The 20458-nt window shown below is 53.6% G+C and carries 20 protein-coding genes and 1 riboswitch; of the genes, 10 read left to right on the top strand and 10 right to left on the bottom strand.

All coding sequences use genetic code 11. The features are described from left to right. Positions 1-50: 50 nt before the first annotated feature. Together WA318_RS00100 and purU are read right to left on the bottom strand one after the other, a co-directional pair. Positions 51-1487, bottom strand: coding sequence for a sensor domain-containing diguanylate cyclase (locus WA318_RS00100; protein WP_114096090.1), 1437 nt, complete (start codon positions 1485-1487; stop codon positions 51-53). 217 nt (positions 1488-1704) lie between these two features. After that, positions 1705-2571 carry a formyltetrahydrofolate deformylase gene (purU, locus tag WA318_RS00095; RefSeq protein WP_336079357.1) on the bottom strand — a complete coding sequence of 289 codons (867 nt, stop codon included), beginning with the start codon at positions 2569-2571 and terminating at the stop codon, positions 1705-1707. A 282-nt stretch (positions 2572-2853) separates the two neighbouring features. Between purU and WA318_RS00090 the strand changes: the two genes are divergently transcribed. The 4 genes from WA318_RS00090 to WA318_RS00075 all read left to right on the top strand — a co-directional run bounded on the left by WA318_RS00090 (position 2854) and on the right by WA318_RS00075 (position 5998). Then, positions 2854-4320 (top strand): TrkH family potassium uptake protein, encoded by a 1467-nt coding sequence (locus WA318_RS00090; protein WP_258548558.1) that lies wholly within the window; start codon positions 2854-2856, stop codon positions 4318-4320. A gap of 150 nt (positions 4321-4470) precedes the next feature. Beyond that, positions 4471-5052 carry a TetR/AcrR family transcriptional regulator gene (locus WA318_RS00085; RefSeq protein ID WP_336079354.1) on the top strand — a complete coding sequence of 194 codons (582 nt, stop codon included), beginning with the start codon at positions 4471-4473 and terminating at the stop codon, positions 5050-5052. Positions 5053-5098: 46 nt separating this feature from the next. Then, positions 5099-5386, top strand: a complete 288-nt coding sequence (locus WA318_RS00080) for a YciI family protein (protein ID WP_336079353.1) — start codon at positions 5099-5101, stop codon at positions 5384-5386. A gap of 3 nt (positions 5387-5389) precedes the next feature. Next, on the top strand, positions 5390-5998 hold the full coding sequence (locus tag WA318_RS00075) for a DNA-3-methyladenine glycosylase I (protein ID WP_336079351.1): 609 nt from the start codon (positions 5390-5392) through the stop codon (positions 5996-5998). Positions 5999-6357: 359 nt separating this feature from the next. Here WA318_RS00075 and WA318_RS00070 read toward each other — a convergent pair whose 3' ends face one another. The 3 genes from WA318_RS00070 to WA318_RS00060 form a co-directional block, all read right to left on the bottom strand. After that, the gene (locus WA318_RS00070; protein WP_336079349.1) at positions 6358-7839 is read right to left on the bottom strand and encodes a sensor histidine kinase; all 1482 of its coding nucleotides are present in this window, start codon (positions 7837-7839) and stop codon (positions 6358-6360) included. An 81-nt stretch (positions 7840-7920) separates the two neighbouring features. Beyond that, entirely contained in the window at positions 7921-9348 is a 1428-nt protein-coding gene (locus WA318_RS00065) for a dihydrolipoyl dehydrogenase family protein (RefSeq protein WP_336079347.1), read from the bottom strand. Next, entirely contained in the window at positions 9341-10135 is a 795-nt protein-coding gene (locus tag WA318_RS00060) for a TVP38/TMEM64 family protein (protein ID WP_114096083.1), read from the bottom strand. Before WA318_RS00060 ends, WA318_RS00065 begins: the two co-directional genes overlap by 8 nt. Before the next feature lie 228 nt (positions 10136-10363). Next, positions 10364-10438: riboswitch (SAM riboswitch) on the top strand. Positions 10439-10515: 77 nt separating this feature from the next. On the opposite strand from WA318_RS00060, the gene metZ reads away from it, so the two are divergent. From metZ to folE, 3 genes are all read left to right on the top strand, one after another. Continuing rightward, positions 10516-11718, top strand: coding sequence for an O-succinylhomoserine sulfhydrylase (metZ, locus tag WA318_RS00055; protein ID WP_336079344.1), 1203 nt, complete (start codon positions 10516-10518; stop codon positions 11716-11718). A 225-nt stretch (positions 11719-11943) separates the two neighbouring features. Next, positions 11944-12336: a Co2+/Mg2+ efflux protein ApaG gene (gene apaG, locus WA318_RS00050; protein ID WP_114096081.1), complete on the top strand. Its 393-nt coding sequence runs from the start codon at positions 11944-11946 to the stop codon at positions 12334-12336. A 70-nt stretch (positions 12337-12406) separates the two neighbouring features. Then, the gene (folE, locus tag WA318_RS00045) at positions 12407-12997 is read left to right on the top strand and encodes a GTP cyclohydrolase I FolE (RefSeq protein WP_114096080.1); all 591 of its coding nucleotides are present in this window, start codon (positions 12407-12409) and stop codon (positions 12995-12997) included. 87 nt (positions 12998-13084) lie between these two features. Here the strand turns inward: folE and WA318_RS00040 are convergent, their stop codons facing one another. The 3 genes from WA318_RS00040 to WA318_RS00030 form a co-directional block, all read right to left on the bottom strand. Beyond that, positions 13085-13498 carry a c-type cytochrome gene (locus tag WA318_RS00040; RefSeq protein WP_114096079.1) on the bottom strand — a complete coding sequence of 138 codons (414 nt, stop codon included), beginning with the start codon at positions 13496-13498 and terminating at the stop codon, positions 13085-13087. 65 nt (positions 13499-13563) lie between these two features. Next, a complete protein-coding gene (locus tag WA318_RS00035; protein WP_336079342.1) occupies positions 13564-14436 on the bottom strand; it encodes a fructosamine kinase family protein in 873 nt (290 codons plus the stop codon). Between the two features lie 22 nt (positions 14437-14458). Next, positions 14459-14935: a low molecular weight protein-tyrosine-phosphatase gene (locus WA318_RS00030; RefSeq protein ID WP_443082634.1), complete on the bottom strand. Its 477-nt coding sequence runs from the start codon at positions 14933-14935 to the stop codon at positions 14459-14461. Positions 14936-15153: 218 nt separating this feature from the next. Between WA318_RS00030 and WA318_RS00025 the strand changes: the two genes are divergently transcribed. Together WA318_RS00025 and WA318_RS00020 are read left to right on the top strand one after the other, a co-directional pair. Continuing rightward, the gene (locus WA318_RS00025) at positions 15154-16113 is read left to right on the top strand and encodes a helix-turn-helix transcriptional regulator (protein ID WP_114096804.1); all 960 of its coding nucleotides are present in this window, start codon (positions 15154-15156) and stop codon (positions 16111-16113) included. A gap of 117 nt (positions 16114-16230) precedes the next feature. Next, entirely contained in the window at positions 16231-17496 is a 1266-nt protein-coding gene (locus tag WA318_RS00020) for a hypothetical protein (RefSeq protein ID WP_336079337.1), read from the top strand. Positions 17497-17578: 82 nt separating this feature from the next. Here WA318_RS00020 and WA318_RS00015 read toward each other — a convergent pair whose 3' ends face one another. Together WA318_RS00015 and WA318_RS00010 are read right to left on the bottom strand one after the other, a co-directional pair. After that, a complete protein-coding gene (locus WA318_RS00015) occupies positions 17579-19006 on the bottom strand; it encodes an MATE family efflux transporter (protein ID WP_336079335.1) in 1428 nt (475 codons plus the stop codon). Positions 19007-19099: 93 nt separating this feature from the next. Next, complete coding sequence (locus tag WA318_RS00010) at positions 19100-19849, bottom strand: glycerophosphodiester phosphodiesterase family protein (RefSeq protein WP_336079333.1); 750 nt, start codon at positions 19847-19849, stop codon at positions 19100-19102. Between the two features lie 91 nt (positions 19850-19940). Between WA318_RS00010 and WA318_RS00005 the strand changes: the two genes are divergently transcribed. Then, the gene (locus WA318_RS00005) at positions 19941-20216 is read left to right on the top strand and encodes a hypothetical protein (protein ID WP_336079331.1); all 276 of its coding nucleotides are present in this window, start codon (positions 19941-19943) and stop codon (positions 20214-20216) included. Positions 20217-20458: the final 242 nt, after the last annotated feature.

Genomic DNA, 20458 nt, shown 5'->3' with positions numbered 1-20458 from the left:
GCCCCGTCAGGTGATCTGACGGGGCCGTTTTGGTTCGAAGGGTCTTTTATCTAGGCCAGCGAGATGTGGTCACGGCCGGATGCCTTGGCGGTATAAAGTGCGTTATCAACGCGTGCCATCAGGGTATCGAGATCTTCGGATTCACGATATTCCGTTACACCGGCACTGATGGTGACCAGGATTTTATCGCGTCCGAAACGAACGGGGGCCTCGCGGATTTTGTCGGCAAGCTCGCGAGCTTTGGTCATTGCGTCCTGGCGTCCGGTCTCCGGGAACATCACGACGAATTCATCCCCGCCCCAGCGACAAATCAGATCAGACTCACGGACATTCATCCGGATCGAGGTCAGGACGTCGCGCAGGACCGCATCACCGCCCGGATGACCATAGGTATCGTTGATGCTCTTGAAGCCGTCGAGATCGAAACACATGACCGAAAGGGGCGTTTTCTGGCGCTTCGCGGTCTTGGTCGCCTGATCAAAGACCATGTCAAAGACCTGCCGGTTGAGGCTTCCGGTCAGTTTGTCACGTGATGCAAGTTCTTCAAGACGGTTCTGATAATTTCGCACCGTCAGATAGGCAACAAGTCCGACAATGATCGTGATCAAAAGCGAAATAGCGATATTTACAAATAACGTATTCTGAAGGCGGTTATTTGACGAGTAATCGCTCTGTTCCACGATTAAAAGCCAACCGAATTCGGGGACAAGGCGGCTATTGACGAAATAGGTGTGTCCATCCTCCTCGTATGACATCGACGTGCCCGGTGATGTCAGGATCTGGGTGGCGAGCTGGCGCATGCCAGGACGTTCATGCAGGCTATGCGCATTGCCAAATCCACTGCCGCGCAGGGTTACGTGGCCTTCTGTATCGACAAAATAGATCGTTCTGCCATAGCGGTTCTGATAGGTCTCGATCAGGTTGGTGACCGAGTTTACCGAAAGGCCGACCCCGGTAATTCCGATGACATTGCCCTCATAATCGATGACCTGGTAATTTATAAAGATCGATAGTCGGGAACGGTCCACAGTGTCGTGGTCGATATTGATCTCATAGGATTTTTTGGCGTCACGGGCGCGGAAATACCAGCTGTCAGCCGGATCATCTTCGGTGATCTTCTTGATCACGCCGCTCGGATGGTAATAGTTCCGGCTTCTGTCCGAGATGAAATAGGACGTGATGGTGTCATAACGCGACTGGATTTCACGCAGATACTTGATGATTTGGTTCTGATCTTTTTCACCAGACAAGGCCCAGTCGCGGACAAAAGTGTCGTGCGCCATCAGGGAAGAGATAAAAATCGGCTGCAAAAGATCGCGCTGGATTTCCGAATAGATATTGTCGCTGGTAAGTGGCAGCGTTGTTTCGAAAATCTGTTCTTCAAGAGATTCCCGGGCGACATAGAAGCTGACAAAACTTGTTGTTAAAAAGCCGACCGCCAGAAGAACGCACAAAACAACAGCAAAGTATAATTTCTTTCCCTGCACGGAAAGCTCCCCAAAAGCAAATGTCTTATACCGCTGGCGATTTTTATGCTCAGCATTTCCGGTTCCAATAATCTACGGGAAAGCAGGGGGCATTGCACGGGCCAAAATGGCCCGGAATGACGAATGTATTTCATGATTAATTTAGAATTATTCAAAAGAAACCGCCAATCCGGGGACTGACGGTTTCCTGAAACCTGTACGCGCAAAATGCCGGATTTTAGCGGCGGAATACGATTGTTTTGTGATCGTTGCGGAAGACGCGATGCTCACAATGCATCTGGATGGCGCGCGAGAAGACGACAGATTCAATGTCGCGTCCGATCTCGACCATATCATCAGCCGTCATGGAGTGATCAACACGTTCAACCGCCTGATGAATGATCGGGCCTTCATCAAGATCGGCAGTCACATAGTGGGCTGTCGCGCCGATCAGTTTGACACCGCGTGCATGGGCCTGATGATAGGGCTTGGCACCCTTGAAGCTTGGCAGGAATGAATGGTGAATGTTGATGCAGCGTCCTTCCAGTTCCCGGCAAAGATCCGTCGAGAGAACCTGCATGTAGCGTGCAAGGCCAACCAGATCAGCCTGATATTCACCGACCAGATCAAGAAGCTTCTGTTCCTGAACGGTCTTGGTATCCTTGGAAACTGGCAGGTGATAGTACGGGATGCCATACCATTCGACGATGCCGCGCATGTCTTCGTGGTTCGAGACGATGGCGGGGATTTCGATATGAAGGTTGTTCGAGGCAACCCGATGCAGAATGTCATTCAGGCAGTGGCCGAACTTTGACACCATCAAAAGTACTTTTGGCTTGCGATGGAAGTCATGCAGTTTCCACTGCATCGTGAATTTATCGGCAATCGGGGCAAACTTTTCGGTAAATTCGGCGTCGGTGCGCAGTGCCCGGCCGGCTTCGAATTTGACTCGCATGAAGAAGCGCTTGCTGTTGGGGTCGCCAAACTGTTCAAGTTTGGTCACGAACGCGCCTTCGTCAGCAAGGAAGCTCGATACACTTGCGACAATCCCGAAAGTATCCGGGCATGTGATGGTCAGAATAAAGGTTTTGGCGAGTTCGGACATTTCCGCTGCTGCTTTCGTTCGTGAATTTGTTTACCCCGCCGATATAGCGGTGATCCACCCGTCTGCCAACCCGGAAATGGCGGATTTCCGCCTATGCCAAACCTGCCAGACCAAAAATGCATAGCCGATAAAGGACTGGACTTTATTGTGGCTTGTGCCAAGAATTCCGCTGCTTGTCATGAATGGGGTACATGTTGTCCGTGATTTCGGTTATGCAGTGCCCTGAAAAACCAGAACAGCAAATGCATCATGCCGCAGCATCCGGGGGGAGATGTGGCACATATGCCAAGAGGCGTTTCATTGATTGATTTCCGTCCCATTCTTTTCATCGTCGGCATCCTGCTGTGTACGCTGTCTGTAGGCATGTTTATCCCGGCGCTGGTTGATCTTTATTACGGTCAATCGGACTGGATCGTGTTCTCGGCGGCGTCCTTTGTTTCGCTGTTTGTCGGCGGCGCGTTGATCATGATGAACCGCATGGACAATCTTAAGATCAACTCGCGTCAGGCCTTTATCCTGACAACGCTGAGCTGGGTGGTCTTGACGGCGGCCTCGGCCCTGCCATTTGCCTTTTCCGATCTTGATATGTCCTATACCGATGCGTTCTTTGAGGCGATGTCGGGTATTTCGACCACCGGATCGACGGTTATTGTCGGTCTTGATACGGCGCCGCCGGGCATTTTGCTGTGGCGGGCCTTGTTGCAATGGCTTGGCGGGATCGGGATCATCGTGATGGCGATTGCGGTCATGCCGATGCTGCGCGTTGGCGGGATGCAGCTTTTCCGCATGGAAAATTCCGACAAGTCAGACAAGGCGTTCCCGCGTGCGACCCAGATCGCCATGGGCATTGCCATGCTGTATCTGAGCTTTACGGCTCTGTGGGCGATCCTGTTGTGGTGGGCGGGCATGACGCCATTTGATGCGATTGCGCATGCCATGACAACCATCGCCACCGGCGGTTTTTCGACCAAGGATGCCTCGGTCGGCCATTTCGACAGTGCGGCGATTGATGTGATCATCACAATGGGTATGGCAACCGGTGCGCTGCCCTTCATTTTATATCTTCAGATGCTGCGCGGGCAGGGCAATGCCCTGTTTCGGGACAGCCAGGTGCGTTGGTTCCTGACCATTGCGGTGTCGATCATTGTCGGTCTGGCATTCTGGCATTCGGAAACCAACGGTGTACCGTTCCTGACGGCACTGCGCTTTACATCGTTTAACATTGTCTCGGTCATGACCGGGACCGGATACGCGACGACCGATTACGGTCTTTGGGGGCCCTTTGCGGTTACGGTGTTTTTCTTTGTGATGTTTGTTGGCGGTTGTGCCGGTTCGACAACCTGCGGGGTGAAGATTTTCCGTCTTCAGGTACTTTATGAAATCGCCAAGATCCAGCTTTCGCACATGTTGCGTCCGCATGGCGTGTTCATTGCCTATTACAACCGCAAACCGCTGTCCGAAGATGTGACGGAATCTGTTCTGAGCTTCTTCTTCCTGTTTGTGTTCTGCTTTGTGGTGCTTGCAGCAGCACTTGGCGCGATGGGACTTGATTTCATCACGGCAGTTTCAAGTGCGGGCACGGCGATTGCCAATGTCGGGCCGGGGCTTGGCCCGATTGTCGGGCCATCAGGGAACTTTGCGACGCTGCCCGATGGCGCCAAGTGGTTGATGTCGATCGGGATGCTGATCGGGCGTCTGGAAGTCTTCACCGTTCTGGTGTTGCTGTTCCCGGCATTCTGGCGGGATTAGTTCCCCGTATTGATCGGACTTGTTTTTGCACCCGCAGGCCTTTGGTCTGCGGGTGTTGCTTTTTGGTCTGTTGACAGATTAGGTCAAGTGTCCTAATTTTGGAATTAGGACAATTGTCCTAGTTCGTCAAAGTCAGGATCAGGGAAACTCATGTCAACGCGAGACCGGATCATCGAAACCGCAGATCGCCTGTTTTACCAACAGGGGTTTGAGGCTACTTCCTTTGCCGATATTGCATCAGCGGTCGGTATTTCGCGTGGCAATTTTTATCATCACTTCAAAACCAAGGATGACATCCTTGATGCAGTCATCAATCAGCGTCTGGCAAATACCGAACAGATGCTGGATCGCTGGGAAATCAGTGGGAATGATCCTTCGGAACGCATCCGGAGCTTTATTCACATACTGATCGTGAATGGCGAGAAAATCCGCAAGTTCGGGTGCCCGGTCGGGACGCTGTCTTCGGAACTGGCCAAGCTTAACCATTCAGCGCAAAGCGATGCGGCGGGGCTTTTCACATTGTTTCGAAGTTGGCTGTGCCGCCAGTTCGTGGCGCTTGGTTTTGGTGCGAAATCAGATGCACTTGCGATGCATATTCTTGGACGCAGTCAGGGTGTTGCAACCCTTGCCAATGCCTTTGACGATGACGGGTTCCTTAAAAGTGAAGTGACGTTGATGTGTAACTGGCTTGATGACCAGATTACCCACTTAAAAGCAAGCGAACGGGCTTGATCAGCCGCTTCTGATAATGTTTCACCACCCGGTCAGGGAGAACATAATGTTTACAGTTTTTCTTAGATTTGCCGACGGCCGTGCCAAGGCGCCTCAATTCATGGATGCCCACAAGGCCTGGATCAAAAAGGGACTGGATGACGGGGTATTTTTGATGGTTGGCAGTTTGCAGCCCAATTTGGGCGGGGCAATCCTTGTTCATGGTGTGAGCCGTGATCAACTGGAAACGAGGATCAATGAAGACCCGTTTGTCGCAGAGGGGATTGTTGCGGCCGAGATCATGGAAATATCACCCGCCCGGACCGATCCGCGTCTTGAATTCCTGATGGCCTGAGAGATGAGCAAAATTGTCACGGGTGCGGATGGAAAATGCCGCTGTTCTTGGTGCGAATCTGCGCCTGAGTTTAATGCCTATCACGATACGGAATGGGGATTTCCGGTTGTCGATGATCAGCGCCTGTTTGAAAAAATCTGTCTCGAAGGATTTCAGTCAGGGCTGAGCTGGCGAACCATTCTTTCAAAGCGTGAAAACTTCAGGGCGGCATTCGCCGGATTTGATTTTCATAAGGTCGCACTTTTTGACGACAGCGATGTCGCGCGTTTGCTGGACGATGCCGGGATCATTCGCCACCGTGGCAAGATCGAGGCGACCATCAACAACGCCAGACGTGCCTGTGAAATGGTGGATCGCGAAGGATCGCTTGCGGCTTATTTCTGGCGGTTTGAGCCCGATCCGGCGGAGATCGCAATGCCCCAGACGATGTCGACATCGCCAATGTCGATTACGCTTTCAAAGGACCTTAAGAAACGGGGCTGGAAGTTTGTCGGCCCGACCACGGTCTTTGCCTTCATGCAGGCCATGGGCCTGATCAATGATCATGCAAACGGCTGCTTTTTGCGTCCGCAGATTGATGAAATCCGGAAATCGCTTGTTCGGCCTGTCTGAGAAAAAAGACACCCCTTGCCCGAAGGCAAGGGGTTGAGGGTCAGGGACCAGTTGCCCGGTCCCTTGATGATAATCCGGCAAGGATTATTCTGGCGTCCCATCAATGGCATCAATCGCAAGGCGCGTGTCCGGGTAATCGCGGACCGGCTTTCATCTTGCAGGTGATCCGTATCAGGGGAAATCAATCAGGCGATACCGGGCCTTGGGTCAGGAGCGGATCGGGGATCGGGATTTCGGCCCGGCATCGCCTTGAAGCCAAAGTGCCAAACAATTTCGCCAAGATGAAATCGAATATCGAATTAGTTTTAATAGGAAAAATCTATCAATTATGTGCATTGCGATAGTGCGATGCATTAATTTCAGGTGTGCAGCGGCAATTTCACCCCGAAAACTGCGCCATCCGGCCCTGTTGCAACGAGGCGAAGCTCGCCATTGTGGGTGCTTATCAACTCGCGCGCGATGGCAAGGCCAAGCCCGGTTCCGCCCTTGCGTCCACTTCCGGCAAAGGGAACAAACAGGTTTTTGATGGCCTTCTCGGGTAATCCGGGACCGTTATCCTTGATCAGAACATCAATTAAATTGCGTGTTTCGTCCGAATCGACTGCTGCTTTAACGCCTGACTGCATCTGGAATGTTACGGTCACCCTGTCGGCCCCTGCTTCGAGCGGGTTGCGGATCAGATTGCTAAAGGCCCGAAACAGCATGTCATAGTCGGCTTCAAGCATTGCATCGTCTGGCAGATCTATCTCGATGCGGGCTGTGCACGGCGGTTTTTCAGAACCGTCTTCCTCGACCGTACCATCCATCAGGTTTTCGGTTTTCTGAAGTAGGATCTGATCACGGACTTCTTCGAGCAGCTCGATCAGTGTGAATTTTGCAAGATCGCGCGGTGGTGGGGTTTCACGCGCGAAGGACAGGGTTTGCTCGCTGATATAGACTGCACGTTCCATCGACGATAACAGTCGCGGGACAACAGCGCGGACTTCATCATCCTGACTTTTGGCAAGTTGTTCGGTCATCAGCATCGAGGTCGCAAGCGCATTGCGCAGATCATGACTGATTTTTGTTGCCGCAGTGCCAAGGGCAGCAAGTCGGCGCCGCTGATTAAGCATCGCCTGAATGTCTTGCTGCATGATAGCGAGTTCCTGTTGGGCGACGCCGATCTCGTCATCACGCATACCCGGTGTGATAACCGACGACTTGTCCTGTGGATTTTCGCGAAACCGGATCATGTCACGCGTAAGGGTGCGCATCGGGCGCACCATCAGCCTGTTAAGCGCAAAATAAACCAGCCCGGCGGTAAAGAACGAAATCATCAGCGACAGGCCAAATACCCGTAAACCGAAATTCCGCATCGCCTGGGTCAGGGTATTTTCATGAACAAGGATTTCAATCTCGAAATCGGGTGCCATGGATGGCATTCCGACCACGCGCAGCATGCGGTTTTCGGTTTGTAAAAGGGTAGCCAGCCCCTCCATGATCGCCATCGGAATCGAAAAGTCGGTAAGGTTGACGTCCTTGTCGACCTTGGCAGGCATATCGTCACGTTGCAAAAGAAGTTTGCGATCTTTCAAGCGCAGGATGACGGCCTCGATCCCCGCGTTCGAGAGCAGTTCTTTCTCAAGATCATCGGGGATCATCTGATCGGGGGTGGCTTCAAGGGCAAGGGCCGCGAGATAACCGGAATCAAGATGGGCCTTAAGCCAGTCGACCCTGAAACGCGCAACAGAGGGGGCAAAAACGAAAATCTCTGCAAGCATTACAAAGCTTACCGTCAGCACCAGAAGGCGCGCGGAAAGCGATTTGGCCCATGGGGGCAATTTCAGATGCGGTCGTTCCATAAAGCGATGTTAGTCAGAGACCGGCAAAAAAGTACAGCGGAACAGATGCTTGTTGCGCGATGTCATTTAGGAATTGGCCTTCTAGCCAAACCTGAGCAGGAAACGCACGATCTTGCGGGTCTTCTCGCTAAACAGGCTTGGCGTGTACCAGGCACCGGCAACCCGTTTCGACAGTTCCCCCAGGGTCGGATAAGGCGCGATCATTCCGGCAATCGCACCGATTTTCATTTTCCGCGAAATCGCCAAGGACCATAGCCCGATCAATTCACCGGCCTGGCGTCCTGCAATCCCGGCGCCAAGAATACGACCCTTGGGCGTGGTGATGACCTTGATGAAACCGGTTGTGTCATCTTCGGCGCGTGCCCGGTCATTTTCCGCGTAGTCCCAGGTAACAACGCGGATTGCATCGCCATGCCTAGCGCGCGCCGCTGCCTCGGTCATGCCGACCTGGGCGACTTCGGGGTGGGTATAGGTCACCCATGGAACCGCACTGTGATCAACCTTGGCAGGCAACCGGAACAGGGCATTTCGAATGACAATCCCTGCGTCATATCCGGCCATGTGGGTAAATTGCAGACCGCCAGTTACATCGCCAATGGCAAAGATTTTGCGGTTTGATGTCCGCAGCCGCGTATCCACAGAAATACCCGTGCGCTCAAAGGCAACACCTGCTTCTTCAAGACCGAGATTCTCGACATTGGGGCGACGTCCGGTTGCCAGCAAAAGATGACTGCCTTCAAGGGTGATCTCGATGCCGTCATGTTCAATAATCACCCGGATCAGATCACCAGCGGGATGAATTTCCCTGGTTTTGCTGTTTTCATAAAGCGTGATGTCGCTGTCTTTGATTGCATCGCGAACGACTGAAACCATATCGGGATCGTCTTTGGGCAGGATGGTCATCATCTCGACAATAGTGACCTTGGCACCAAGCTGTTGATGGGCTTGCGCCATTTCAAGCCCGATAGGACCGCCGCCGATAATGATCAAATGTTCAGGGCAAATGCGATTCTCAAAAATATTCTCGTTGGTGAAATAGGGAACAGTTTCCAGTCCGGGGATTGGTGGCACAGCCGCACGTGATCCTGTTGCGATGACAAAGCGCTTTGCACGAATGGTTTTGTCCCCGGCAACCAGCGTATCGGGTGATGTAAAATGTGCTTCTGCCTGGATCACCGTGCAGCCCAGTTCTTCAAAGCGTTCGACCGAGTCATGCGGCGCAATGCCGGAAATTACCGAATGAACATGCTCGATGGCCTGGGCAAAATTGATCTCAATCGGTCCGGTTGCAACACCAAAACGATTTGCCGTGCGGGCATTCTCCGCTGCATGGGCGGCTGCCAGAAGCGCCTTTGACGGGACGCATCCGGTATTAAGGCAATCGCCCCCCATCCTGCTCTTTTCAACAAGGATAACATTGGCACCCATCTGAACTGCGCCGGCTGCAACGGACAAACCACCCGATCCGGCACCAATGACGCAGATGTCTGTCTTCAATACCTTATTCATCGGAGGGGGCCTCGCTTTTGGATTTACGGAGTTTTTTGTAGGCAACAGGCATCAGCGCCAAAACGGCAAGACCGATAATCGGTGTCAGGATACGGGGCTCAAAAATCACCCCAAGATCAGGCGTTTTGCCCTGATCAAACAATGCGCCAAGTCCATCTCCGATCGAGGCATAAACAAAGGTCCCGGGAATGATTCCCAGAAAAGTACCCAACACAAAGGAGCGCAGCTTCACTCCGAGCAGTGCCGGGACAAGATTGACCAGCCAGAACGGGAATATCGGGATGAGCCGCAAGACCATCAGATAGCTGAAGGCATTTTCGGCAAAACCTTCTTCCATCTTGCGGATCGCCGATCCTGCCTTGTTATGCATGACATCATAAAAGGCATAGCGTGCCGCAAGATAGACGATGACGGCACCAATGGTGGCTGCGGTCACGACATAAGCTGTCCCGAGAACCGAGCCAAACAGAAACCCGCCAGCAATGGTCAGGAGAGAGCCCAGCGGCAGCGACAGGGCAACAGCGACAATATAAATTCCCATGAAGCCCAGAATGCTGAGAGCCGGTTTGCTTGAAACCAGATTCTGCAACTGGTCACGATTGTCGCGCAGCGTATCAAAGGACAACAAATCCAGCACACCGCTTGTCCATGCGATGCCAAGTCCGCACACCAGCACGACAAGTGGCAGCATCCTGCGCCATAATGGTTTTCGCGCGGTCGCGGTTTGTTCCGGGTTTTCGGTTTCCTGATGGGGCACGTTGGGCGTCACTGAATTTGTTTTGATCATTTAAATCACGCTCTTGCACGGAGTTGGTGACGGGACGAAGAGCAAATCCCGACAAACAGGATTGCATTAATTTCGATCAGATTAGAGCGAATTTTCCAAAGACGCTTATGAACTGCTTTCACCATTGCGTGAGGAGAACGAGATGACCCTCCGAACCCGATTACATGCAACACTGCGCAGAAATCCTGATGGTCTGGTGCTTGACGCCGGGGAAATCTGGACGTATCGTCTGCACATCGTGGGATTTGTCGACCGGCTTGCGGCCACGTAAAAAATCGCTAAAGAGGGGATAGATGGCTTCGGCCCTGACCCATTCATGCCGGTCAGGGTTTTTTTGTGTCCGGAACACACCATATCTCCGGGCATATAGGAGCAAGACGATGACGACCGAAAAAAAGGCTTCTGATAACTGGCGTGCTGCGACCCGTTCTGTTCGGGGTGGTACTGCGCGCACCGGTTTCTCTGAAACATCCGAAGCCATCTTTATGAATTCCGGCTACGTGTATGAAACAGCTGCCGAGGCAGAGGCCTCCTTTGATGGCAGTGGCCCGGAACGCTATGTCTATTCACGTTTTGCCAATCCGACCGTGAACATGTTCGAAGAGCGTCTTGCACTGCTTGAAGGCGCGAAATATTGCCGCGCCACAGCGTCGGGCATGTCGGCGGTCTGGAATGCGCTTGCCGCCTGCACCAAGGCCGGTGGCCGTGTTGTTGGTTCGCGGGCATTGTTTGGTTCGTGCGAATTCATTCTGACCACGCTTCTTCCGCGCTTCGGGGTCGAAACCGAACTGGTTGACGGGACCGACAAGGCAGCCTGGGAAGCCGCCCTTTCCAAGCCCGCAGACGCGGTCTTTCTTGAAACACCGTCCAACCCGACGCTTGAAGTTCTCGATATCGCCTTTGTCGCCGATCTGGCGCATAAAGCGGGTGCCAAGGTCGTGGTTGATAATGTTTTTGCGACCCCGATCCTGCAAAAGCCGATGGAACTGGGTGCGGATATTGTTGTCTATTCCGCGACCAAGCATATCGACGGGCAGGGACGTTGTCTGGGCGGGGCCATCCTGTTTAATGACAAGGAATGGCATGACACGCATCTGACGACCTTCCTGCGTCACACCGGACCAAGCATGAGCCCGTTCAACGCCTGGGTTCTGCTTAAGGGGCTTGAGACACTTAGCCTGCGTATGGATCAGCATATTCGCAATGCAACCGCACTTGCCGGGTTCCTGTCGGAACAGCCGCAGGTGTCGCGCGTTATCTATCCGGGACTGAAAAGTCACCCGCAGCATGAACTGGCAATGAAACAGATGTCTGGCCGTGGTGGTGGATTGATTGCGATCGAGCTTGCCGGTGGCAAGAAAGCGGCGTTCTCGCTGCTTGATAACCTTAAGCTGATCGATATTTCCAACAATCTCGGCGATGCAAAAAGTCTGGCAACCCATCCTTGGACCACGACCCACCAGCGCGTGCCGGCCGAGGACAAGATCACAATGGGCATTACCGAGGGCATGTTGCGTCTTTCTGTCGGTCTCGAAGACATTGATGACCTTAAAGAAGACCTGCTGGCGGCTCTTTCCGTATAACGGATGGCGATACAGTAATCCTGATATCGAAACGGCCCGTACAATGTGCGGGCCGTTTCATTTAGGGAGATAATTTGATCGCAAGCTCTGTGTGGCAGTGAAGCTGTTTCAGCGCTATTGTTGCAGGCTACTGGCACTTCTTTTGCGGACTATCTACATATGGCTCATCAATTGTAGTCTTGGCTGCCACAAAATGAATGGAACACACTTGGCCCGGAGACGTGCATGTATTCGACCGTAACCCACGACATCAAGGTTTCGGTACAACCCGTATTCCTTGAGGACGAATCTGATCCTGATACCCATCGTTATGTCTGGGCCTATCGGATCGAGATTGAAAATCTTGGATCGAAAACCGTCCAGTTGCTGAACCGATACTGGCGGATTACCGATTCACGCGGGGAAACCCAGGAAGTCAAAGGCCCCGGTGTGGTTGGCGAGCAGCCCGTTCTAGCGGGCGGTGAGCGTTTTAATTACACAAGTGGTGCCCCCTTGGCGACGCCAAGCGGCTTCATGGTCGGGACCTATGAGATGACGGATATGGACGGCAATCACTTCGATATTGCCATTCCTGCCTTTTCTCTGGACAGTCCCCATGGGCAACATACCGTAAACTAAGATAAAAGCGGGTCAGGAGCCCCACCAAGCCGGGAAACAATCCCGCAAGGAAATGATAAAAGGATTTAGTATGTGCAGCGAACATAGTGCCGTGAAACGTCCGACACGCGAAGAAGCCGAAGATGCGGTGCGCACGCTTCTTCGTTGGGCGGGGGACGATCCCGACCGTGAGGGATTGCGTGGTACGCCAGACCGTGTCGTGCGTTCTTATGGCGAATTCTTTGCCGGGTATCAGCAAGATCCGGCAGAAATTCTGCGCCGGACGTTTGAAGAAACGGATGGCTATGACGAGATGGTCGTCTTGCGCGACATTCGTGTTGAGTCATATTGCGAACATCACATGGTGCCGATCATTGGTGTTGCCCATGTTGCCTATCTGCCGCGTCGCCGGGTTGTCGGCATTTCCAAGCTTGCCCGTGTGGTCGAAGTTTATGCCAAACGTCTGCAGATCCAGGAAAAAATGACAGCACAGGTCGCCAACACCATTCAGGAAGAACTTGATCCGCTTGGTGTTGCTGTGGTGATTGATGCCAACCATCAGTGCATGAGCACGCGTGGTGTACACAAGACCGGTGTGTCGATGGTGACCAGCCGCATGCTTGGTGCGTTCCGTGATGATCCGATTACCCGTCGCGAATTCTTTGCGATGATCGGGCGCTAGTCACGCCGCTGATCAATATCCCGAGATGATAAAGGCCGCAGCTGATACTGCGGCCTTTTGTCTGGTGATTATTCTCTGAATACCAGGCTATTCGCGGAAACTGTTGTGGCAGGATTTGCAGGTACGCATCATCGTGCCAAGTGCGCCTTTGAATTCGTCTTCGGAACCGTTGCTTGCTGCAACTGTTTTAAGGGCAGTTGCACTGTTCTGAAGTTCGGTCGCAAGGTCGCTGAACTTTGACCAGTCCGTCCAGATATCGGCGAGTGCTTCGGATGGTTTTTCATCACTGCCTTCCGGGAACAGGTTCGTGAAGTTCTCACCTGCATGTTCTTCAATAATACCTGCTGATTCAGCAACCTTGGCCGGATCATATGGCAAGGCGCCCTTCATCATTGGCACCATGATCTTGATTTGTTGACCGATGGCTTTCATGCCATCCATGCGTTTCTCAACGACACCGCTTGCACCTTCATGGGCGATCGCAGCAATGCTAACCGTCATGGAAAGGGCCAAGGCGGCTCCTGCTAGAAATCTCAAATTTTCGTCCCCTGTATTTCAAACTGCATCTAATAACCAAATCGCGCCAGAATATTCTCGACGGCACCTACATATGACCCGCCAAACAGGCGGACATGAACCAATAAGGGATAAAGGTTATACAAATCCCTGCGTTCTTCAAGGAACCCCGATTCAATTGGCAGAATTTCGGTATAGCGGTCAAAAAAGTCCGCACCCAGATCGCCAAACAGTGTTCCGAACGCCAGTTCAACTTCCCGATCACCGTAATAAATTGCCGGATCAATCAGCCCGGTCAAGTGACCGTTTTGGCACAGGATGTTTCCGCCCCAAAGATCGCCATGCAAAAGAACGGCAGCCGGTTTGTCTTCAATGTGGCAATCAAGCCGGTCGATCAATCGGTCGATCAATCGGTCGATCCGTGTGGTGATTGCGGGGGGAAGCTTACCTTCCTTGCGGGCGGCATGGGCCATATGCCGTAACCGGCATTCGCCAAAAAATGCGATCCAGCTTTTGCTTTCCTTGTTGGGTTGATGCAGCCCGCCAATCAGGGTGTCAAATTCCAGGCCAAATGATTTTGAGGTGACCTGATGCTGGGCGGCAAGTTGTGTGGCAAGATCGCGCTGAACCATGTGCGTCATCTGATTGTCATTGGCGATGAAGTCCATCACCAGACAATTGTGATCGGCATAAAGAACCGACGGACAGGCAATTGGCGAATGCCTGGCAAAATAGCGCAACATCCTTGCCTCGATCTCAAGGTCAGTATTTGTCATGCTGCTTTGCTTGATGACCAAAGAGCGGCCATCTGTCAGATCAACCCGAACAACATTGGCAACAGATCCGCCTGATAACGTGCGGTAATGCGCGATGTCCAGACCGGCGAGCTCCTTGATCAGGGGGGCGATGGCATTTCTGTTCATTGGCAGGATGACAGTCCGGCACTCAAAGGGCGTGTTGATTGCGGATATGGGCAAGAAGACTGTTTGATGTTTCCTCGATCATGTCAAAGACATGCTCAAACCCGTTCGCCCCGCCATAATAGGGATCAGGAACGCTTTGACCGGTCCTTTGCGGATGGTAATCAAGGAACAGTTCGATTTTGGTCTGATGTGTCGAGGATGCCTGCCGCCGCATATCGCGTAAATGGCCATCATCCATCGCCAGAACATAGTCAAACTGTTCATAGTCAGATGGCTTGATCTTGCGGGATCGAATATCGCTCAGGTCATAGCCGCGGCTTTGCGCCATTTCGCGTGATCTTGGATCGGGTAATTCTCCGACGTGATAGGCCGACAATCCGCAACTATCGACGCTGATCCGACCAGAAAGTCCGGCTTCTTCGACCATCTTGCGAAACACGCCATCGGCGGTGGGCGACCGACAGATATTGCCGGTACAAACAAAAAGAACCTTGATCACGCTTTCTACCTGCTCAGTCAGATTTGAAATGATGTCCAGACTGACATGCGCCACCCGTTCGGGCAATGGCGCTGCACTCACAGGAATACCTGAATTTATCAGGAAAACTTGTCGAAACTGCCCTTATGTAACAGCTTCGTGACATTTTGAATCCTGCACTGACAGTATTGTTAATTGTTTGTATGATCGCGCCATTGTTCGAAACTTGGCGTGTGTTGATGCAGGAATTTGTTTCTTTTGGTTTGCATGTTGCCCTGATCCGGCAGCTGGCGTGGCTACCCCGGGGGTATGATCTGGTCCCGGCCGGAACGGTTGTGACCTCGGCCAAACTGCGCAGCATCATGCTTGCCCTTGAAGAGGTAAATGGTCCGGCGGTTCTGGTGCGTCTCGGACGGCATCTGGCGGCCAAGGAACAGGAACCTGTGCTGACCATGTTGCGACATTCGGCAACACCAGCGGTGATTGCCGATCGCTGGCGCCGGCTTGAAGGCTATTCCCATGCCCGTGCACGCAGCGAATTTTCGATTGCGGGCAAATCCATGAATATCCATCGTGGCGTGGTTCGCGGACAGCCACCTGCGCGCGTTGAAAATCTGCTGCTGCAGGGCTTCTTGATTGGCCTGCTTGAAGCGGTGGGGGCCGAAAATATTGATGCCACCATTTTACCAAGCCACGGCCCTGCGATCCGGGTCATGCGCAAGGGACGGATGAATAACAAGCTGGAATTTACCGGGCGCGGACTTCGTTTCCGGATCAACTGGACCAGTTTCGAACCGGTTTCATCTTCCTATCCCTTTATGGCAAACATGCCCGGAACCGCGCCGTCTCTTGGTGCGCAACGTCCGATCGTGCGCCAGCTTTGTGCGATTCTTGAACAGGATGTCGGGCGAAGCTGGACGATTGACGAAGTCGCAGCTGCTCTCGATACCTCGGGGCGGACATTGCAGCGTCGTCTGCAACAGGCCAATAACCGGTTTTCCGATGTGCTGCGGATGGTTCGTGTGCGCGAAGCCTGTCGCCTGCTTTATGGCACCAGCCTTTCGGTTGGCGAGATAGGCTTTTGGTGCGGCTTTACCGATAATGCGCATTTCTCACGCGATTTCAGGCGTTTGCTGGCAATGCCTCCATCTGTTTACCGCGAAGCCAGCATCGGCCATGCCGGTCTGACGCGGGCGTGACAATAGATATGACTTTGCATTTGGCAGATGCCGCGTAATTGACCTGACCCGTGTCCTTGTTTATCAGCAGCACAAACACGGGCGCGATCCCGCCCCAATCGCATGAACGAGGCTGCCATGAGCGACGCACGCAATTCTGCCAATCAATATTCCGGTTTTCTGCCGCCACGTTTTGCCGAACGGCCCGATGCAGATGACGTGACGGTCAAGACCTGGACGGTTGGCGATGCGCTCGGCGATCATTCGGTTCCTGAAATCCCCGCAGCACTCTCGCTGTTTTTTGACCTTGTCGCACCCTCGGCCGAACGTGCGGGGGCGTCAGGCTTTGCCATGCTCTGGCTTGATCGTCATCCGCATGAACAACCCGGATGGCGTTTGTCCGTAGGACATGTTGGCTCGGTCGATGATCTTGAACAGGCGGTGGCCAAGCCGCTTGCACGCCTTGTCGGAACCATGTCGCTGGCAGAATTTGAAACCGAAAACTGGCATGCGACCCGGCCGCTCTGGCGCAAACGCGCTGAACCGGTCCGGCTGGTATTCTGGGGGGCATTTGCCCGCCATGCACGCGCACTTCTGGCACATGGCGATGGGGCGTCCTTCTATCAGCCGCTCGGTGCCGGGTTGCGCTCGGATCATGTGGCGGCAAGCTTGCCCCTGCTCGAAGACATGCTTGGCGATCCGTTGCTGATTGGGGGAATGGGGTTCGAGGATGCCTTGCGCCTCGGGGTTGCGCTTGGGCGTGCCCATCTGATCGAAAGCTGGATCGAGGCAGGTGGCGCAGAAAAGGAACCCTATTTCCGACCGATGCGAATCTGGCATCAGGCCTGGCTTGCCAATGTGCTGATTGATCCGGCGGTGGCGAGTCTTGCCATGCCGGGACAACCGCCGATGCCCGCCCTTGATTTCAGGGCTGAAAGCACACCTGACGGGCGACGCAAATCACTTGATGATCTCTCAAGCTGGCTGACCACGGTGTTCTTCACCGATCAGCATCCAGCCCTTCGCAATGCTTTTGTCGCCGGGGTTCAAAATGCCGTGTGGCTTGATAGTGATCTTCAACAATATCTTCAGCCACAACAGCGTGCCGAAATCTTGCAAGGCCTGATGCCCTATTGCCGCTGGTTCCTTGCCATGGCGCTTTATAATCATCTGGGAAATCTTGCTGCGGGCAATGCCCGCCAGGATCAGATTGCGTTTTACGCAACCCTTGTTGATGCCTTGCCGGAACTGGCCCCGCTGGGCGAGTTGGCAACCCGGCGTGATATCGAACTTCATATTATCCGCATTGATGCTGCCCGTGCGGCATCGGCCCTTGATACGCTGGTTCTGCCATTCTGCGATTTGCTGATGCCGCGTCTTCAGTTTGATGCTGCCCGTGCGTGACAATATCTGCGTAAGACCGCCACAGAAAAAGGTCCGCCGGATTTCTCCTGCGGACCTTTTTTGATCTTGATCTGATGCGTGATCAGCGCGCAGCGCGATAGGCCGGGATTGGACGGCGCGAGACGATGGCAAACCGTATCGCCAACCCGCTAACAGCCACCAGACTTGCAATCACGATGCCCCAGAACAGACCCCGCACCCCCATCCCCGCCACAAAGGTCAGGTAATAGCCGGTCGGGATCATGACAAAGATATAGGACACCAGATGCAATACGGTTGGTGCCCATTTGTCCCCGGCACCGCGCAGGGCACTGATTGCGGCATTCTGCCCGCCATCCGTGGGGAAAATAATCGGCATCAGCACCAGAACCGAAACCGTTGTCGCGATGACACCGACATCCTGAGTAAACAGATGTGCAACGCTGTTCGGGACCAGATAAAGCGGAATGCTGAGCAAAAACATCACCGCCATCGTCGTCAAAAGTCCGATCCACCCGGCAAGTGCCATATCGGGTCGGTCCCGCCTGCCATAGGCAATCCCGACGCGTACAGATGTCGCCGACGCCAAGCCAAGGGCAACCATAAACATAAGCGCGAGCATCGTCATGGCAATGCCATAGCTTGCTGCGGCAATCACACCAAGCCGACCGGCAAAAAGCTGCATTGCCGCAAAGGCGCTTGTTTCCATGCCCTGACTGGCGCCTGCCGCATAGCCAAGATGGCGGACCTCCTGCGATCCGCGCCACCAGCCGGAAAATCCGTTGCGAAGACCATAAAGATCATGGCTTTTCATCAAAAGCACATAGCCAAGAAGGCTCAGCGCCATGATCCAGCGGATCACGCTTGATGTCCATGCCGCGCCCTCGGCCCCCAGTTCTGGAAAACCGAACGCGCCATAGACAAGTCCGTAATCAAGAACAAGGTTGATCAGGTTGGCAAGGATCATAATGACCATGCCGGGCAGCGGGCGTTGCAATCCTTCAAGGAAAAATGCGCAGGTCGTATAAATCAGTGCAGCGGGCATCCCGATTGACAGGATGATGGCAAGCTGACCGGCATGCGTTGCGATTTCTTCCGGTTGTCCTGTGACAACAAACAGCCATTCTGCCTGCCATGTCAGGAAGGTGAAGACGGCACCGATCAGAATGGTATAGGGCATGGCATTGCGCCATACTGTACCTGCGGCCTGTAGATCTTCGCGGCCATTGGCATGGGATGTCATGATCATGACCCCGGTCAGAAGACCAATCCCGGTGACCATCAGGGATGTAAACGGCGCATGCGCGACATTCAGATAGGCCAGACCCGCACTGTCATAGTTCCCGACAATGATCGTGTCGACAACCGCCATGATCAGCATGCCAAGCCGGGCAATCGTGACCGGCAAGGCAAGCCGGAACAATTCGCTCAGATGGCGTCTGACCCGGTTATGAGGATAAAGCGGCGTCGGCGATACGGCGGGATCAGGTGGCGGCGGTGCCACGGTCCCGTCTTGTGGGGCGAGTGTCATTTGAACGTTCCCTGCTTTTATATATGCAGCCGTCTGGGGCGGTGGTGGCGTGCCCCGAACCGGCTGCTTTTGGTGTGACCCTGATCGGGTCTTTTATCTGTGTGCGGCAAACGGGCGTCGTGGAATGGCGGTCAGCAATTTGGCAGGATCATCGGTAATCACGGATGTGACACCCCATGAAAACAGCTCTTTCGCCCGATCAACGTCATTAATGGTATAGCAAACCAGCGGCACCCCGGCATCGACAATCTCGGCCGCGCTGACTGGCGTCAGGGCCGCGTGGTCGATATGGATGGCAGATGCGCCAAGGCGTGCATATTCCGCCTTCCAGTCTTTGGGCAGTGTTTCAAGCAACCAGCCACATGGAATTTCCGGGGCATGTTTGCGCATCTCGGCAACGGCAATATCGTCAAAGCTCGAAATCAGGATCGGCAAGTCGCGGGCGCGTTTGAGTTCGGCAATCACTTCATGGCACAGGCGTACCGGATCGCAGCCCGAAGGCTTGATCTCAAGATTGGCCCCCATCTCCATATAATAAAGCGTCTCGAGTGTGTCGCTCAGCGTCGGAATGCGTTCGCCCTTATATATGTCTGAAAACCATCCACCGGCATCAAGGGCGCGCAAGGATTCAAGATCGCTCTGATGGATCGGGCCGGTTCCGTTGGTGGTGCGTTCAAGTGTCTCATCATGAATGAGAACGCATTTATCATCGGAACTCAGTGTCACATCGCACTCGATCCATTTGGCCCCGCGCGCACCGGCAACGCGAAATGCGGCAATGGTGTTTTCCGGTGCTTCAATCGATGCGCCACGATGGGCGACAATATGCGGGATCTCGATCACGGTCTTTGGCCTTTTCACTGCAAGGGGCACAATGCGATTTCATCGGGGATGCGGATGGTCCGGCCATCTCCGTGCATTGCGAATACGGACTATGGAGTCTCTTACGCCACTTGGTTTCCGTGAAAAAGCGAAAATCTTGTTGCGATTTGCACGCCTTCCTTTTGGCAAAGAAGTCGAAGTCATTGGACTCCATATTGTAATTGTCGCGCCAGAGTCGAACAAAGTCATTGTTTTCGGCGTTATGCGCACATGTTGGTGGTGGCATGCATCAGACTGCCATCTCGCTGAAATCCCGGAAAGCCAAGGGTTTTCGCGGACCGTTTCGGGGCTGGAAAAAACAATCGCTGAAAATCTCGCTGAATCTTGAAAAAAGGTATTTACAGGTCTGTATTGGGGCCCTATAACCCGCCTCCACCGACGGGGTGCGGCGCTCGAGATTGAGCGACACGGTCCGGGCGGTCAGGGCTTCGGTCCTTAAGTTCTTTGACATTGTTGATCAGTAGGAAGGGATGCGCGGGCAGCGTTATGGCGTTTAGTCTGTGCATCCTGGAGACGACGGATCGGTTGGATTTAAGCTTCGGCTTTGATTTGATTGATTTGTGGTAACCA

Origin of the sequence: Thalassospira sp. CH_XMU1448-2 (assembly GCF_037027285.1) — a bacterium.
Lineage (GTDB): Bacteria > Pseudomonadota > Alphaproteobacteria > Rhodospirillales > Thalassospiraceae > Thalassospira > Thalassospira profundimaris_C.
The sequence above is the reverse complement of the archived record's forward strand: the minus strand, read 5'-3'. Positions and strand labels throughout refer to the sequence as shown.

Excerpts from the sequence above, each read along its gene's own strand:
- purU (WP_336079357.1), bottom strand. The coding sequence starts at position 2,571 with ATGTCCGAACTCGCCAAAACCTTTATTCTGACCATCACATGCCCGGAT.
- WA318_RS00090 (WP_258548558.1), top strand. The coding sequence starts at position 2,854 with ATGCCAAGAGGCGTTTCATTGATTGATTTCCGTCCCATTCTTTTCATC.
- WA318_RS00085 (WP_336079354.1), top strand. The coding sequence starts at position 4,471 with ATGTCAACGCGAGACCGGATCATCGAAACCGCAGATCGCCTGTTTTAC.
- WA318_RS00080 (WP_336079353.1), top strand. The coding sequence starts at position 5,099 with ATGTTTACAGTTTTTCTTAGATTTGCCGACGGCCGTGCCAAGGCGCCT.
- WA318_RS00075 (WP_336079351.1), top strand. The coding sequence starts at position 5,390 with ATGAGCAAAATTGTCACGGGTGCGGATGGAAAATGCCGCTGTTCTTGG.
- WA318_RS00070 (WP_336079349.1), bottom strand. The coding sequence starts at position 7,839 with ATGGAACGACCGCATCTGAAATTGCCCCCATGGGCCAAATCGCTTTCC.
- WA318_RS00065 (WP_336079347.1), bottom strand. The coding sequence starts at position 9,348 with ATGAATAAGGTATTGAAGACAGACATCTGCGTCATTGGTGCCGGATCG.
- WA318_RS00060 (WP_114096083.1), bottom strand. The coding sequence starts at position 10,135 with ATGATCAAAACAAATTCAGTGACGCCCAACGTGCCCCATCAGGAAACC.
- metZ (WP_336079344.1), top strand. The coding sequence starts at position 10,516 with ATGACGACCGAAAAAAAGGCTTCTGATAACTGGCGTGCTGCGACCCGT.
- apaG (WP_114096081.1), top strand. The coding sequence starts at position 11,944 with ATGTATTCGACCGTAACCCACGACATCAAGGTTTCGGTACAACCCGTA.
- folE (WP_114096080.1), top strand. The coding sequence starts at position 12,407 with ATGTGCAGCGAACATAGTGCCGTGAAACGTCCGACACGCGAAGAAGCC.
- WA318_RS00040 (WP_114096079.1), bottom strand. The coding sequence starts at position 13,498 with ATGACGGTTAGCATTGCTGCGATCGCCCATGAAGGTGCAAGCGGTGTC.
- WA318_RS00035 (WP_336079342.1), bottom strand. The coding sequence starts at position 14,436 with ATGAACAGAAATGCCATCGCCCCCCTGATCAAGGAGCTCGCCGGTCTG.
- WA318_RS00025 (WP_114096804.1), top strand. The coding sequence starts at position 15,154 with ATGCAGGAATTTGTTTCTTTTGGTTTGCATGTTGCCCTGATCCGGCAG.
- WA318_RS00020 (WP_336079337.1), top strand. The coding sequence starts at position 16,231 with ATGAGCGACGCACGCAATTCTGCCAATCAATATTCCGGTTTTCTGCCG.
- WA318_RS00015 (WP_336079335.1), bottom strand. The coding sequence starts at position 19,006 with ATGACACTCGCCCCACAAGACGGGACCGTGGCACCGCCGCCACCTGAT.
- WA318_RS00005 (WP_336079331.1), top strand. The coding sequence starts at position 19,941 with ATGGAGTCTCTTACGCCACTTGGTTTCCGTGAAAAAGCGAAAATCTTG.